15 protein-coding genes are annotated in these 15031 nt (G+C 76.0%); 10 read left to right on the top strand and 5 right to left on the bottom strand.

Annotated elements, in window-relative coordinates:
• Positions 1-294: 294 nt before the first annotated feature.
• Both hemW and ACFQH9_RS28665 read left to right on the top strand, forming a co-directional pair.
• Positions 295-1458: a radical SAM family heme chaperone HemW gene (gene hemW / locus ACFQH9_RS28670; protein WP_379570951.1), complete on the top strand. Its 1164-nt coding sequence runs from the start codon at positions 295-297 to the stop codon at positions 1456-1458.
• A complete protein-coding gene (locus ACFQH9_RS28665) occupies positions 1455-2249 on the top strand; it encodes an esterase/lipase family protein (protein ID WP_379570949.1) in 795 nt (264 codons plus the stop codon). The genes hemW and ACFQH9_RS28665 overlap by 4 nt, the downstream gene beginning before the upstream one ends.
• A gap of 90 nt (positions 2250-2339) precedes the next feature.
• On the opposite strand, the gene ACFQH9_RS28660 is transcribed toward ACFQH9_RS28665, so the two are convergent.
• Genes ACFQH9_RS28660 through ACFQH9_RS28645 form a run of 4 tightly spaced genes read right to left on the bottom strand, consistent with a single transcriptional unit; the run spans position 2340 to position 5403 of the window.
• Positions 2340-3170: an ABC transporter permease gene (locus tag ACFQH9_RS28660; RefSeq protein ID WP_379570947.1), complete on the bottom strand. Its 831-nt coding sequence runs from the start codon at positions 3168-3170 to the stop codon at positions 2340-2342.
• Positions 3167-4078: an ABC transporter ATP-binding protein gene (locus ACFQH9_RS28655; RefSeq protein WP_379570945.1), complete on the bottom strand. Its 912-nt coding sequence runs from the start codon at positions 4076-4078 to the stop codon at positions 3167-3169. Before ACFQH9_RS28655 ends, ACFQH9_RS28660 begins: the two co-directional genes overlap by 4 nt.
• Positions 4075-5172: a LolA-like protein gene (locus ACFQH9_RS28650; RefSeq protein WP_379570943.1), complete on the bottom strand. Its 1098-nt coding sequence runs from the start codon at positions 5170-5172 to the stop codon at positions 4075-4077. The genes ACFQH9_RS28655 and ACFQH9_RS28650 overlap by 4 nt, the downstream gene beginning before the upstream one ends.
• Before the next feature lie 57 nt (positions 5173-5229).
• The gene (locus ACFQH9_RS28645; RefSeq protein ID WP_379570941.1) at positions 5230-5403 is read right to left on the bottom strand and encodes a hypothetical protein; all 174 of its coding nucleotides are present in this window, start codon (positions 5401-5403) and stop codon (positions 5230-5232) included.
• Between the two features lie 308 nt (positions 5404-5711).
• On the opposite strand from ACFQH9_RS28645, the gene hrcA reads away from it, so the two are divergent.
• The 6 genes from hrcA (at position 5712) to ACFQH9_RS28615 (ending at position 12585) form a co-directional block, all read left to right on the top strand.
• Positions 5712-6731 (top strand): heat-inducible transcriptional repressor HrcA, encoded by a 1020-nt coding sequence (gene hrcA / locus ACFQH9_RS28640; RefSeq protein WP_379570939.1) that lies wholly within the window; start codon positions 5712-5714, stop codon positions 6729-6731.
• Positions 6732-6809: 78 nt separating this feature from the next.
• Positions 6810-7970, top strand: coding sequence for a molecular chaperone DnaJ (dnaJ, locus tag ACFQH9_RS28635; RefSeq protein WP_379570959.1), 1161 nt, complete (start codon positions 6810-6812; stop codon positions 7968-7970).
• Between the two features lie 6 nt (positions 7971-7976).
• On the top strand, positions 7977-8717 hold the full coding sequence (locus ACFQH9_RS28630; protein ID WP_379570937.1) for a 16S rRNA (uracil(1498)-N(3))-methyltransferase: 741 nt from the start codon (positions 7977-7979) through the stop codon (positions 8715-8717).
• Positions 8718-8950: 233 nt separating this feature from the next.
• Positions 8951-9724: a cyclase family protein gene (locus ACFQH9_RS28625; RefSeq protein WP_379570935.1), complete on the top strand. Its 774-nt coding sequence runs from the start codon at positions 8951-8953 to the stop codon at positions 9722-9724.
• Positions 9725-9731: 7 nt separating this feature from the next.
• Positions 9732-11360 carry a thiamine pyrophosphate-binding protein gene (locus ACFQH9_RS28620; protein ID WP_379570933.1) on the top strand — a complete coding sequence of 543 codons (1629 nt, stop codon included), beginning with the start codon at positions 9732-9734 and terminating at the stop codon, positions 11358-11360.
• A gap of 169 nt (positions 11361-11529) precedes the next feature.
• On the top strand, positions 11530-12585 hold the full coding sequence (locus ACFQH9_RS28615; RefSeq protein WP_379570931.1) for a PhoH family protein: 1056 nt from the start codon (positions 11530-11532) through the stop codon (positions 12583-12585).
• A 138-nt stretch (positions 12586-12723) separates the two neighbouring features.
• Here the strand turns inward: ACFQH9_RS28615 and ACFQH9_RS28610 are convergent, their stop codons facing one another.
• The gene (locus tag ACFQH9_RS28610; RefSeq protein ID WP_379570929.1) at positions 12724-13488 is read right to left on the bottom strand and encodes an IclR family transcriptional regulator; all 765 of its coding nucleotides are present in this window, start codon (positions 13486-13488) and stop codon (positions 12724-12726) included.
• 91 nt (positions 13489-13579) lie between these two features.
• On the opposite strand from ACFQH9_RS28610, the gene dhaK reads away from it, so the two are divergent.
• Both dhaK and dhaL read left to right on the top strand, forming a co-directional pair.
• Positions 13580-14578 (top strand): dihydroxyacetone kinase subunit DhaK, encoded by a 999-nt coding sequence (gene dhaK / locus ACFQH9_RS28605; protein ID WP_379570927.1) that lies wholly within the window; start codon positions 13580-13582, stop codon positions 14576-14578.
• On the top strand, positions 14575-15031 hold a 457-nt coding region (gene dhaL / locus ACFQH9_RS28600; RefSeq protein WP_379570925.1), incomplete at its 3' end, for a dihydroxyacetone kinase subunit DhaL. The genes dhaK and dhaL, both read left to right, overlap by 4 nt.

Genomic DNA, 15031 nt, shown 5'->3' with positions numbered 1-15031 from the left:
CGCCGGGCTCCTCGCCGAACTGCGGCCCGCCGCCGAGGAGCGGCAGCGCGACCGGGCCGACTCCGCCGACGCCTCCGCGGAGGACGGGCCCTCCTCCTCGACGGACCGCCGGACGGACACCGACGAGGAGCACGCCGGGGTCGGGCGGCACCGGGCCGGCCAGGCGGCGGACTAGACGGGCCGGGCGAGGGTCGCGCACCCGCGCGAGCCCCCGTCGCCCCGCTCCCACCGCTGTGACCCCACCCTCCCCGGCTCGACCCGGGGGCCGCGGCGCGGAGTCCGTACCGTGGAGTCGTGAGCAGCCCGCCGTTCGGCATCTACGTGCACGTGCCCTTCTGCGCGTCCCGCTGCGGCTACTGCGACTTCAACACCTACACAGCCTCCGAGCTGGCGGGCTCCGGCTCCTCGCCCGACGGCTGGCTCGACGCCGTCCGCCGCGAGCTGGCCCTGGCGCGCCGGACCGTCGGCGACCGCGCGGTGGACACCGTGTTCGTCGGCGGCGGCACCCCGTCCCTGATCGGTGCGGCCCGCCTGGGCGCCGTGCTCGACGCCGTCCGGGAGGAGTTCGGCCTCGCGCCCGCGGCCGAGGTCACCACCGAGTCGAACCCCGAGTCGACCTCGCCGGAGTTCTTCGCCGCGCTCGTCCACGAGGGGTTCACGCGGGTCTCGCTCGGCATGCAGTCCGCGGCGCCGCACGTCCTGCGCGTGCTGGAGCGCCGGCACACGCCGGGCCGGGCCGTCGAGGCCGCGCGGGAGGCCGCGGCGGCGGGGATCGCGCACGTCAACCTCGACCTCATCTACGCGACCCCCGGCGAGACCACGGACGACCTCCGTGCGTCGGTGGAGGCCGTGCTCGCCGCCGGCGTCGACCACGTCTCGGCGTACTCGTTGATCGTGGAGGACGGCACCGCGCTGGCCCGGCGGGTCGCGCGCGGCGAGCTGCCCGCCCCGGACGACGACGTCGCCGCCGAGCGCTACGAGCTGATCGACGACCTGCTCACCGCCGCCGGCCTGCACTGGTACGAGGTGTCGAACTGGGCGCGCACGCCCGAGGCGGAGTGCCGGCACAACCTCGGCTACTGGCTCGACGGCGACTGGTGGGGCGTCGGCCCCGGCGCCCACTCGCACCTCGCGGGCCGGCGCTGGTGGAACGTCAAGCATCCGGCCCGCTACGCCGCGGCCGTCGCGGCGGGCTCGCCCGAGGCCGACCACGAGGTGCTGACGGCCGAGGACCGGCACACCGAGCGCGTGATGCTGCGGCTGCGCCTGGCCACCGGTCTGGACCTCGCGCTGCTCGACGGGCCCGCCCGCCGCGAGGCCGAGCGCGCCGCCGCCGACGGCCTGCTCGACCCCGCCGCCCTGGACCGTGGCCGCGCGGTCCTCACCCGCCCCGGCCGCCTGCTCGCCGACCGCGTGGTGCAGGACCTGTTGCTCGCGAGCGAGAGCACCCCGGCGTGAGCCCCCGGCGCAGGCTGCTGGTCGCGATCCTCGCCGCGCTCGTGCTGGTGGCGGCGGTCGTCGTCGGGGCGCGGGTGGCGGGCTCGTCCGGCCCCGCCGTCGACGTGGAGGCCCGCCCCGCCCAGGACCGCCCCGGCCCCGTGCTGCTCGTCCCGGGCTACGGCGGCGGACGGGACTCCCTGCTGCGGCTCGCGGACCGGATCCGGGCGACGGGCCGCGACGCGCAGGTCCTCACCCTGGTCGGCGACGGCACCGGGGACCTGTCGGCGCAGGTCCAGGTGCTCGACGACGCGGTGGACGCCGCCCTCGCGGCGGGCGCCCCGTCCGTCGACGTCGTCGGCTACAGCGCCGGGGGCGTGGTGGCCGGGCTGTGGGTCGCCCGGGACGACGGCGCCGCGAAGGCCCGGCGGATCGTCACGCTCGGCTCCCCGTTGAACGGGACGACGCTGGCGGCGGTCGCCGCCGCGCAGGCGCCGGACGCCTGCCCCACGGCCTGCCGGCAGCTCGCGCCCGGCTCCGCCGAGCTCGCGGAGCTGGCGCGGGCCCGGGTCGGCAGCGCCCTGCCCTGGCTCTCGGTCTGGACCGGCGACGACGAGACCTCCACCCCGCCCGACACCGCGAACCTGCCCGGCGCGGTCGACGTGCCGGTGCAGCAGGTCTGCCCGGGCGCGCGCGTGACGCACTCGGGCCTGCCGACGGACCCGACCGTGGCGGGGCTGGTCCTGCGCGGGATCGCGACGCAGCCGATCGACCTCACCGGCGCCGGCTGCGGCACCGCCGCGGCCCCCTGAGCCCGCCCCCTAGCGGTCCACGGCCGGCGAGGTACCGCAGCCGACCGCGAAGAACGGGGCGTCACCCTGGCCGCGATCGCCCGCCGCACCTCAGGTCGTGACGTCCTTGGTGCCGAAGTTGGCCCAGGCGGCGCCGAAGGCGATCACGATGTACCCGAGCTGCACGAGCGCCCCCTCCCGCACGTTGGTCCAGAGGATCGGGTCGCGGTAGAGGTCGATCCACGCGAGCCAGTGCGAGGTCGGCAGGTACGGCTCGATCGCGGCGGCGGCGTCGAGCGGCTGCAGCGCCGCGCTGGCCACCACGAACGCCAGCACCCCGAGCGAGGCGGCGAGCGGGGAGTCGGTGAGGGTCGAGAAGAACAGCCCCACCGCGCCCAGCGCGAGCATGCACAGCGCCAGGTACCCGACGGTCGTCGCGGTCCGGGCGATCACGTCGGCCGGCGTCAGCTCGACCCCGGACAGGGACGGGATCGCGCCCGCGCCGCCGAGCGAGGCCTCCGGCCCGAAGCCGAAGGCGGCGACCCCGACGACGTACGACACCAGGGTCACGAACAGCACCGCGAGCAGCACGAACGCCGCCACGGAGAGCAGCTTCGCGATCAGCAGCCGGGCCCGCCCGACCGGGCGCACCAGCAGGTACCGCAGCGTGCCGGCGGCGGCCTCGCCCGCCACCGTGTCGCCCGCGACGATCGCCACCGTGATCGGCAGGAAGATCGGGATGACGAGGGCGAGCGCCGCCGCCGGGAAGATCTGCCCGTTGCTCACCACCGCCGACAGGAACGCGCCCCCGCGACCGGGCGGCGGGGCGAGCCGGGTGGCGGCGAGCAGGATCGCGACCAGCGTGGGCAGCGCGCACAGCAGCGCCCAGCACAGCCACACCCGCCGGCGGCGCAGCATCAGCCGCAGCTCGACCCCGATCACGTGCGGTCCATCCGGTCGGTCCCGCTGCCGGTCAGCTCCAGCACCACCTGCTCCAGCGTTCGTCGTTCCTCGGTCAGCCCGGTCACCCGCACCCCGCTGCCGACCAGCCGGGCGTTGAGCGCCGCGGGCTCGATCCCGCGCACCGTGACCGTGTCCCCGCGCCGGTCGACCACCTGGCCGTTCAGCAGCCCGACGACGGCGTCGGGCTCGGGCGTCCGGACGAGGACCCGCCCGGTCGGGGTGTGCAGCGCGGCGATCTCGGAGGTCAGCGCGAGCCGCCCGGCGTTCATCACCCCGACGTGCGTGCAGAGCGCGTCGACCTCCGAGAGCAGGTGCGAGGAGAGCACCACCGTGGTCCCGGCCTCGTTCAGCGCGGTCAGCAGGGCGCGCATCTCCTGGATGCCGCGCGGGTCGAGGCCGTTGGTCGGCTCGTCGAGCAGCAGCAGCTCGGGTTCGCGCAGCAGCGCGGCGGCGATGCCCAGCCGCTGGCGCATGCCGAGCGAGTAGGCCCGCACCGGCCGCCGGTCGACGCCGCCGAGCCCGACCCGCTCCAGGGCGTCGTCGACCCGCCGGCGGCGGTCCCGCAGCCGCCCGCCCGGCCCCGCGGCGTCGAGCAGCCGCAGGTTCGCGCGCCCGGACAGGTGGGTCCACGCCGCCGGGCCCTCCACGAGCGCGCCGACCCGCGGCAGCACCGAGCGCGCCCGCCGCGGCATCGGCTCCCCGAGCACCTCGATCGACCCGGACGTGGCGTGCACCAGCCCGAGCAGCATCCGGACCAGCGTCGTCTTGCCCGAGCCGTTGGGCCCGAGCAGCCCGAACCGGACGCCCCGGGGCACCTCGAGCGACACGTCCCGGACCGCCGTCACCCGACCGAACCGCTTGGTGAGCCCGCTCGTCGCGATGATCATGCGCGCCGTCCCGGCAGCTCGCGGACGGCCTGCTCCAGCACCTCGGGCGCGACGGTGCCGGCCAGGAGCACCCCACCGCGCCGGACCCCGCCGCGCGCGACGACGGACAGCAGCGGCGTGGTGAGCCGGACGGCCCGGCCGACCGGGACGTCGACGGTGACCCCGCCGGCCGACGGGGCGCCGTCGATCACCCGGTCGGCGATCCCGCGCGACGCCGGGACCAGCACGAACCCGGACACCCCGGCGCCGTACACCCCGACGCCCGGCAGGCCCGCCCCGAGCGGCACGCGGTCGCGGCCGGCGAGGCGCGCGGGCGGGTCGGGGGCGTCGAGCTGGCGGAGCGCCCCGGCCAGGTCGGCGGCCTCCGCGGTGACCGACCCCGCGCCGGGCGGCACGGCGGGGGTGAGGGTGCGGTCGTCCGGCGTGGTCAGCGCGACCTCCAGGAACTCGGTGAACAGCAGGGGGCGGTCGTCCGTCCGGGCGGCGACCTCGACGCGCAGCGGTAGGCCCGAGGCCGGGTCGCACCAGACGTCGATCCGCCCGACGGTGGTGTCCGGGTCGACCGGGGTGGTCCGGAAGCCGGCGGCGGAGAACCCCGCGATCCGGCGGCGCCCCAGGGAGGTGACCGGGTCGCTCCGGGTGAGCCCGACGAGCCTGCGGGCCAGCTCGGAGGGCACGAGGTCGCCGGCGCGGGGGAGCCGCACCGGGGTCTCGCCGGTGACCGTGGTGAGCTGGTTCGCGCCGAAGTCCCACAGGTACTCGCGGTCCGCGCGGCGGTAGGTGTCGCGTTCGCCGGCCGGGGTGAGCTCGTCGACCCGCCACAGGTCCGGGCCGGCCACGTACGCGCGCAGCTGCGTGACGCCGGTGAACAGCGCGGTGACCCGTTCCAGCGCCGGGATCTCGGGCAGCCCGAGCCGCCCGGTGCTCTCGGCGTACCCGACGTGCGCCGGGAGCCCGGCCAGCACCCGGGCGCGCAGCGCCTCCGCCGGCTCGTCCGACCCGCTCGCCGGCAGGGTGGTCGCGGCCGCGCCGAGGATCGCCGCGGTGCCGGCGGCGACCAGCACCCAGCGTCGGGTCACCCGGGGAGAAGCCATCCCCCTCCAGACTGCCAGCCGCGGGCCGGGCGTGCGGGTGCGGTCATCCGTCCTCGCTCATCCGTCCTCGCCGTCGCGCAGCGCGGGGAGCGGGCCAGCACGACGACGCCGAGGACGATCAGGTCCCGCCGCCACCAGCGCCGCGGCCAGCCACCCGGGCCTGCGCTGCAGCACGTCGCCGGAGGCCGCGGCCAGCCCCGCCGCCGCCGGCCCGATCGCCAGACCCGTCACCGTCCCGCCCTTCCGCGCCCGGTCCCGTGGCGCACGCGGGCGATACCTGTCCGGGCGCGCGGCAAACCCCCGTCACGGTCTCGTGAGGTGGCCCGTGCGGGCCGGGCCGGGAGCCGACCTCCTGGCTCTCCGGGCTCTCGAGCCCGCGCACGCCCCGGAGGACGGCCGGCGCCACGGGGAGGGTTGAGCGCGGGAGACGCACAATCCTGAGCCGGGTCACACCTCGCGTCCGGGCGGCACGGGGTCGCTTCCGCATAGACTGGACGAACGTCCGGTGACGTGTGCGGGTCAGCAGGGAGGTGTGTGCGGTGAACGCCGACGAACGCCGCTTCGCGGTCCTCCAGGCGATCGTGGCGGACTACGTCTCGACCCAGGAACCGGTGGGCTCCAAGGCGATCGTGGAGCGCCACAACCTCGGGGTCTCCAGCGCCACGGTCCGCAACGACATGGCCGCGCTGGAGGAGGAGGGGCTGATCGCCCAGCCGCACACCAGCGCGGGCCGCATCCCGACCGACAAGGGCTACCGGCTGTTCGTCGACCGGCTGGCCCAGGTCAAACCGCTGTCGGCCGCCGAGCGCAAGGCCGTCCAGACCTTCCTGGAGGGCGCGCTCGACCTCGACGACGTGCTCCGTCGCAGCGTGCGGCTGCTCGCGCAGCTGACCCGGCAGGTCGCCGTCGTCCAGTACCCGACGCTGACCCGGTCCACGGTCCGGCACCTCGAGGTCGTCCAGCTCACGCCGGCGCGCCTGATGCTGGTGCTGATCACCGACTCCGGCCGGGTGGACCAGCGGATGGTCGACCTCGGGCAGGTCGTCACCGAGGAGGACGCCGGGCGGCTGCGTACCCTGCTGAACCAGGCGCTGGCCGGCAGGCGGCTGGCCGACGCGTCGGCGCGGGTGGCGGAGCTGCCGAACTCGGTGCCCAAGGAACTGCGCGACGTGGTGCTCACCGTGTCCACGGTGCTGATCGAGACGCTCGTGGAGCACCCCGAGGAGCGCCTGGTCCTCGGGGGCACGGCGAACCTCACGCGCAATTCCGCGGACTTCCCGGGATCGCTGCGCCAGGTCCTCGAGGCGCTCGAGGAGCAGGTGGTGGTGCTGAAGCTGCTGGCCGCGGCGCAGGACCCGGGCCTGGTCACGGTGCGCATCGGCGAGGAGAACGAGTCGGCCGACCTGCACACGGCCTCGGTCGTGTCGATCGGCTACGGGCCGGGCACCGTCGTGGGCGGGATGGGCGTCGTCGGGCCGACCCGGATGGACTACCCGGGCACGATGGCGGCGGTGCACGCCGTCGCCCGGTACGTGGGTGAGATCCTGGCGGGGCGCTAGCGCTCTCACGGGACCGAGCTGTCGAGCACCGAGCTGTACTGAGCTGTCGAGCACAGAAGGATCATGGGGACTTCGAGGGTGGCACGGGACTACTACGGCATCCTGGGCGTCGAGCCGGGCGCGGATGCCGCCGAACTGAAGCGGGCCTACCGCAAACTGGCCCGGGAGCTGCACCCGGACGTCAACCCGGACCCGGGGGCGCAGGAGCGCTTCCGCGAGGTCAGCACGGCGTACGAGGTCCTCACGGACCCGGAGAAGCGGCGCATCGTCGACCTCGGCGGTGACCCGCTGGACAACGGTCGCGGTGCCGGCGGCGCGGGCGCGGGGGACCCGTTCAGCGCCTTCGGCTTCGGCGACATCATGGACGCGTTCTTCGGCGGCGCCGCGGGCGGCCGCTCGCGGGGGCCGCGCAGCCGGGTGCAGCCCGGGGCGGACGCGCTCATCCGCATGCAGCTCACGCTGGAGGAGTGCGCGACCGGCGTGCAGCGCGAGCTGACCGTCGACACCGCGGTGCTCTGCTCGGAGTGCGGCGGCGACGGCTGCGCCCCCGGCACCCGCCCGCACACGTGCGAGACCTGCGGCGGCCGCGGCGAGGTGCAGAGCGTGCAGCGCTCGTTCCTCGGCCAGGTCGTCACCTCCCGCCCCTGCCCGACGTGCCGGGGCCTGGGCGAGGTCATCCCGGAGCCGTGCCGGCAGTGCGCGGGCGACGGGCGCGTGCGCTCGCGGCGCAGCGTCGGCGTGCGGATCCCGGCCGGCGTGGCCGACGGGATGCGGGTCCGGCTGGCGGGGCAGGGCGAGGTCGGCGCGGGTGGCGGCCCGGCCGGGGACCTGTACGTCGAGGTGGAGGAGATCCCCCACGAGGTCTTCCAGCGCGACGGCGCGGACCTGCACGTCCGGCTGCCGCTGCCGATGACCGCGGCCGCGCTCGGGGCCACGCTCCCGCTGCCGATGCTCGACGGCACCACCGAGGACCTGCACGTCGAACCGGGCACCCAGGCCGGCACGCTGCGTACCCTGCGGGGCAAGGGCATGCCGCGGCTGCGCTCCACCGGCCGGGTCGACGGGCACGGCGACCTGATCGTGCACGTCGACGTCACCGTCCCCACCAAGCTCGACAAGGAGCAGACCGAGCTGCTGCGCCAGCTCGCGAAGCTGCGCGGCGAGGAGCAGCCGGACCTGGCCGTCGGCGCCCGCAACGGGCACGGGCTGTTCGCCCGGCTGCGGGACTCCTTCCGGTAGCGGTCGGTGAGCACCGCCCCGCTGTTCCTCGTCGGGGAGCTGCCGGAGGCCGGGACCGTCCTGCTCGACGGGCCGGAGGGCCGGCACGCCGGCGCGGTCAAGCGCATCCGGGTCGGCGAGGTCGTGCAGCTCGGCGACGGCCGGGGTGCCGTCGCCCGCGCCCACGCCACGGCCGTGGCCAAGGACGCGGTGGAGTTCGCGCTCGACGAGGTGGTGCGGTACCCGGCGCCCGCGCCGCGGGTCGTGCTCGCGCAGGCGCTGGTGAAGGGCGACCGCGGCGAGCTCGCCGTCGAGCTGGCCACCGAGGCGGGGGTCGATGCGATCCTGCCGTGGCGGGCGGCGCGCTGCGTCGCGCGCTGGGAGCAGGGGCCGCGCGGTGACAAGGCCCTCGCGCGCTGGCGGTCGACGGTCCGCGAGGCCGCCAAGCAGGCCCGGCGGCCGTGGATGCCCGAGGTGGGCGAGCCGGTGACCACCACCGACCTGGTGGCCCGCGGCGGCCCGGCCCTGGTGCTGCACGAGAGCGCCGGGACCGTGCTCTCCGCCGCCGACCTGCCCGCGGAGGGCGAGGTGCTGCTCGTCGTCGGGCCGGAGGGCGGGATCGCGGACGAGGAACTGGCCGCGCTCACCGCGGCCGGGGCGCGGCCGGTCCGGCTCGGCCCGGAGGTGCTGCGCGCCTCGACCGCCGCGGCCGTGGCGCTCGGGGCGATCGGGGTGCTCACCCGGCGGTGGGGCGTCCCGGCCCGCTGAGCGCCCGCGCCACCCCGGACGTGACGCGCCCCACGTCACGCATGCCGCACCAACTGCGTGACCCGGCAACGACCTGGTCTAGTCTTCTGGCGGCTCACCCACCCCCCCGGTGAGCACCGGTCCCGCCGCCCGTTCCACGGCGCGGCGGGGGCCGCCCGACCAGGCGGCCGCGCCGCGGCGATCCTCCCCCCGGTCGTCGCGGCGCGCCACGGGGAGCCGTAGGTTTCGCGGCCATGGGTGTCCTGCAGGAGCTGCTCTCCGCCTTGTCCTCGCGGCGCGTCGAGATCGTCGACCTGACCGCCCCGCTGCACTCGGGCACGCCGATCCTGCAGCTGCCGCCGCCGTTCGCGAACACGATCCCCTTCTCGCTGTCGGAGATCAGCCGCTACGACGAGCGCGGCCCGGCCTGGTACTGGAACGACATCCACACCGGCGAGCACAGCGGCACCCACTTCGACGCCCCGGTGCACTGGGTGACCGGCAAGGACGGCGAGGACGTGGCGCAGGTGCCGGCCGCGCGGCTGCTGGCCCCGGCCGCGGTGCTGGACTTCTCGGCCGAGTCGGCCGCCGACCCGGACTTCCTGCTCGAGATCGACCACGTCAAGGCGTGGGAGGCCGAGCACGGCCCGCTGCCCGAGGGCGGCTGGCTGCTGTATCGGACGGGCTGGGACGCCCGCTCCGCCGACGCCGAGGCCTTCCTCAACGCGGACGAGCACGGCCCGCACACCCCCGGCGTCTCGGTCGAGTGCGCGACCTGGCTGGCCGAGGAGGCGCCGATCATCGGCTTCGGCACCGAGACCGTCGGCACGGACGCCGGCGCCGCGCACTCCTTCGACCCGCCCTTCCCCTGCCACTCCTTCCTCCTCGGCGCGGGCAAGTACGGGCTCACCCAGCTGCAGAACCTCGCGGCGCTCCCGCCGACCGGGGCCGTGCTGCTCGCCTCCCCGCTGCCGATCGTCGGCGGCTCGGGGTCGCCGGCGCGGGTGCTGGCGCTGGTGGAGAGGTGACCGCCGCGTGATCGTGTCGGAGCTGGTCGGGCGCGCGCTCGCGGAGCTGGGCGTCGGGCACGCGTTCGGGGTGGTCGGGAGCGGGAACTTCCACGTCACGAACGCGCTGCGGGAGGCGGGCGTCCCGTTCACCGCGACCCGCCACGAGGGCGGCGCGGCGACCATGGCCGACGCGTTCGCCCGCATGTCCGGGCGCCCCGCGGTGCTGTCGGTGCACCAGGGGTGCGGCCTCACCAACGGGCTCACCGGGATCACCGAGGCCGCGAAGAGCGGCACGCCGCTGATCGTCCTCGCCGCCGACACCGCCGGGTCGGCGGTGCGCTCCAACTTCCGCATCGACCAGGACGCGCTGGTCACGGCCGTCGGCGCCGTCGCGGAGCGGGTGCACTCGCCGGAGAGCGCCCTCGTCGACACCGTCCGGGCGTACCGGACCGCGGCCGAGCAGCGCCGCACGGTGGTGCTCAACCTGCCGCTCGACGTCCAGGCCGCCGCGGCCGAGCCCGCCCCGCTGCCCGCGCTCCCGCCCGTCGCCCCCCCGCGGGCGTCGGCGGAGGGGATCGCGGCCCTGGCCGGGCTGCTCGACGCCGCGGAGCGCCCGGTCTTCGTGGCCGGCCGCGGCGCCCTCGGCGCGCGGGAGGAGCTGCGTGCGCTCGCCGAGGCGTCCGGCGCCCTGCTCGCGACCTCGGCGGTCGCCTCGGGGCTGTTCCACGACGACCCGTGGTCGCTCGGGATCTCCGGCGGGTTCGCCTCGCCGCTGGCGGTCGAGCTGATCGCCGGCGCCGACCTCGTCGTCGCCTGGGGCTGTGCCCTGACGATGTGGACGACCCGGCACGGCCGGCTGATCGGCGAGCGGGCGCGGGTGGTGCAGGTCGACCTGGACGTCGACGCGCTCGGCGCCCACCGGCCCGTCGACCTCGGGGTGGTGGGCGACGTCGCCGCGACGGCCGGGGACCTGCGCGAACTGCTCGGCGCCGGTCACCGCACCGGGTACCGCACGCCGGAGGTGCGCGCGGCGATCGTCGAGCGGGTGCGGCTGCGGGACGTGCCGTACACCGACCTGACCGGGCCCGAGGGCATCGATCCCCGGACCCTGACGATCGCGCTCGACGACCTGCTGCCGCAGGAGCGGGTGGTGGCCGTCGACTCCGGCAACTTCATGGGCTACCCGGCCGGCTACCTGCGGGTCCCGGACGAGTACGGGTTCTGCTTCACCCAGGGCTTCCAGTCGGTCGGCCTCGGCCTGGCCACCGCGGTCGGCGCGGCGCTGGCCCGCCCGGACCGGCTGGCCGTCGCGGCGCTCGGCGACGGCGGGGCGCTGATGGGCGCGGCCGAGCTGGACACGGTGGCCCGGCTGGGGATCCCGATGGTCGTCGTGGTCTACGACGACCGGGCCTACGGGGCCGAGGTGCACCACTTCACCGACGCCGACCACACCACCGTGCGGTTCCCGGAGACCGACATCGCCGCGATCGGCCGCGGGTACGGGCTCGACGCGCTGACGGTCCGGTGCCCGGCGGACCTCGAGGGCGTCGCCGACTGGCTGGCCGGCCCGCGCAGCCGGGCGCTGCTGGTCGACGCCAAGATCGCCTCCGACGGCGGGTCCTGGTGGCTGCAGGAGGCGTTCCGCGGGCACTAGGACGCGTTCCGTGCGGCTCCGGAGCCCCGGACCCGTCGGCCGGATCACCGTGCCCGACGGCCGAATGGCGGGGCGGACCGTCGGTGCCCGGCGGTAACATCGAGGGCGAGCCACAGGGCACCCCCGTCACGGGGACCACAGAGCAGCAGGAAGCAGGCGACCAGACCACGTGACGCAGCCGGACCCCGTCCAGTCCCGCATCGCAGTCCCGGACACCGCGCTGCTCGCGCTGCTCGGCTCCCGCGACGAGTCGTTGCGCACCGCCGAGGAGCTGTTGGCCGCGGACGTGCACGTCCGGGGCAACGAGCTGACCCTCTCCGGCGAGCCCGCCGACGTGGCGTTCGCCGAGCGCGTGTTCGCCGAGCTCGTCACCCTCGCCGAGCGCGGCCAGCAGGTCGGGTCGGACACCGTGCGCCGCACCGTCGAGATGCTCGGAGCCGCCGACCCGGCCGTCGCGGCCGTGCGCGGCGAGTCGCCGGCCGAGGTGCTGAGCCTGGACATCGTCTCCCGCCGGGGCAGGACCATCCGGCCGAAGACGCTGAACCAGAAGCGCTACGTCGACGCGATCGACGCCCACACCATCGTCTTCGGCATCGGCCCGGCCGGTACCGGCAAGACCTACCTGGCGATGGCGAAGGCCGTGCAGGCGCTGCAGGCCAAGCAGGTCAACCGGATCATCCTGACCCGCCCGGCCGTCGAGGCGGGGGAGCGGCTCGGCTACCTGCCGGGCACGCTCTACGAGAAGATCGACCCGTACCTGCGCCCGCTGTACGACGCGCTGCACGACATGATCGACCCCGAGTCGATCCCGAAGCTCATCGCGGCCGGGACGATCGAGGTCGCGCCGCTGGCGTACATGCGCGGGCGCACGCTGAACGACGCGTTCATCATCCTCGACGAGGCGCAGAACACCACGCCCGAGCAGATGAAGATGTTCCTGACGCGGCTCGGCTTCGGCTCGAAGATCGTGGTCACGGGCGACGTCACGCAGATCGACCTGCCGGGCAACACCCGGTCCGGCCTGCAGGTCGTCCAGGACATCCTGTTCGGGGTGGAGGACGTGGCCTTCCCCGAGCTGACCAGCAGCGACGTCGTGCGGCACCGGCTGGTCAGCGACATCGTCGACGCCTACGCCCGATTCGACGCCGACCAGAACCGGGGGCAGCTGCGCAGCGCCGCCCCCCGCACCGGCCCGCCCCAGGACCGCCGCTCCCGCCGCCGCTGAGCGGGGCGTGGGCCGGCTTCGCCGTGGCCAGGGGGAGCGGTCGCCCCGTCACCTGGCCGTTCACCGTGATCGTCGAAGACGACCGTCAACGGCCGCATGCGGCCGGGATCGGTCCGAGACGGTGATCAGGGGCGGCGATCAGGAGGCCGCCTCGTCCCGCCCCTCGACGACCGGCGGCCAGGAGGCGGCGCCGAGCTCCCGGGAGACAGCGCGGGCGGTGTGCCGCAGGGCGTCCGGGGCGCCGGGCGGCAGCGGCCACTCGCCGGCCGGCACCACGAGCCCGATCGCGCCCGCGACCACCCCGTCGGCCGCGGCCACGGGAGCGGCCAGCCCGCACTCGCCGAGCACGGCCTCCTCGACCTCGGTGGCGAGGCCGCTGCGGCGCACCGCGGCCAGCTGGGCGTCGAGCTCGCGCCGCTCGGTCACCGTCTCGCCCGTCATCCGGTGCGGCCGGTCCGCGGGCTCGCACGCGCCGTAGGCCAGCAGCGCCTTCCCCACGGCGCAGGCGTGCGCCGGCACCACGATGCCCACCTCGGTCATCTGCCGGCTCCCGTCCGGCCGGGGCTCGTGGCCGACCACGATCGCGTCCCGCTGCAGGGCCACGGCCACCCGCACCGCACACCCCGTGCGCCGCGCCAGGTCCTCCGCCCACGGCTGGGCCCGGGCGCGCAGCTCGAGGTTGTCCAGGTAGACGTTGCCCAGCCGGAGCGTCGCCGGGCCGAGCCGGTACAGACCCGAGTCCCGCTCCTGGACGACCATCCCGTGGGCGACCAGCGTGCGCACGAGCCCGTGCACCGTCGACGGGGCGAGCCCGCAGCCCGCGGCGATCTCGCCGAGGCTGCGCCGCCGGGCCCCCTGCAGCACGGCAAGCACACGCAGGGCCCGGTCGACGGACTGGATCACCGCTCGCTCCTTGTGTCGTGGGCCAGGTCACAGTAGCGTCCGACAGGTCTTCGGCATAGTCGAACGGGCTTCGGGTGCGACGGAGGACCCCATGAAAAAGCTGATCAACGATCCGGCCGACGTCGTCGTCGAGGCGCTGCGCGGGATGGCCGCGGCGCATCCGGAGCTCCGCGTCGACCTCGAGAACCGCGTCGTCTTCCGCGGCGACGCGCCCGTCCGGGGCAAGGTCGGCCTGGTCTCCGGCGGCGGCTCCGGGCACGAGCCGATGCACGGCGGCTTCGTCGGCCCCGGGATGCTTGACGCCGCGTGCGCCGGCGAGGTCTTCACCTCGCCCGTCCCGGACCAGATGGTGGCGGCGACCGAGGGCGTCGACGGAGGCGCCGGGGTGCTGCACATCGTCAAGAACTACACGGGCGACGTCATGAACTTCGAGATGGCGGCCGAGCTGACCACGGCGAAGACGGGCGTCGAGGTCCAGTCCGTGGTGGTCGACGACGACGTCGCCGTGCAGGACAGCCTCTACACCGCCGGGCGCCGCGGCGTCGGCACCACGGTGCTGCTCGAGAAGATCGTGGGCGCGGCCGCCGACCAGGGCCGCAGCCTCGGCGAGGTCGCGGACGTGGCGCGCAAGGTGAACGACCGCGGCCGCAGCATGGGCATGGCGCTGACCTCGTGCACGGTGCCCGCCGCGGGCCGGCCCACCTTCGACCTGCCCGACGACGAGATGGAGATCGGCATCGGCATCCACGGCGAGCCGGGCCGCCGCCGCGTGCCGCTCGCGCCCGCGCGGGAGATCGCGGAGATGCTCGTCGAGCCGATCCTGGCCGACGCGGACTTCACCGCCGAACCCGTGATCTGCTTCGTCAACGGCATGGGCGCGAGCCCGCTGCTGGAGCTGTACCTGATGTACGGCGAGGTCGCGGGGCTGCTCGAGCGGGCCGGCGTGCGCATCGCGCGCTCGCTGGTCGGCCCCTACATCACGAGCCTGGACATGGCGGGCTGCTCGGTCACCCTGCTCCGCGCGGACGACGACCTGCTCGGGCTCTGGGACGCCCCGGTCCGCACGCCGGGCCTGCGGTGGGGCGCATGACGACCACCGAGGAGCTCCTGGGCTGGGTGCGCGAGTTCGCCCGGCAGGTGACCGAGCACCGCGACGAGCTGACCGCGCTGGACTCCGCGATCGGCGACGCCGACCACGGGGCCAACATGGCGCGCGGGATGGGCGCCGCGGTCGAGGCCCTCGACGCGAACCCGCCGGCGACCGCGGGCGCGCTGTTCAAACAGGTCGGGATGACGCTGGTCAGCAAGGTCGGCGGGGCGAGCGGGCCGCTGTACGGGACCTTGTTCCTGCGGTTCGGCACGGCCGCGGGCGAGGTCGCCGAGCTCGACCCGGCCGGGTTCGCGAAGGCGTTCCGGGCCGGGCTCGAGGGCGTCGTGGCGCGCGGTCGGCCGGAGGCCGGGGACAAGACGATGTACGACGCCCTGGCTCCCGCGCTCGACGCGCTCGACGAGGCCCTCGCCGGCGGCGCCCCGCTGGGCGACG

The organism is Pseudonocardia lutea (assembly GCF_042658055.1).
In the GTDB taxonomy this organism is placed as follows: Bacteria; Actinomycetota; Actinomycetes; order Mycobacteriales; family Pseudonocardiaceae; genus Pseudonocardia; species Pseudonocardia lutea.
Note: the sequence above shows the minus strand (reverse complement) of the source record. Positions and strands in the feature narration are given on the sequence as shown.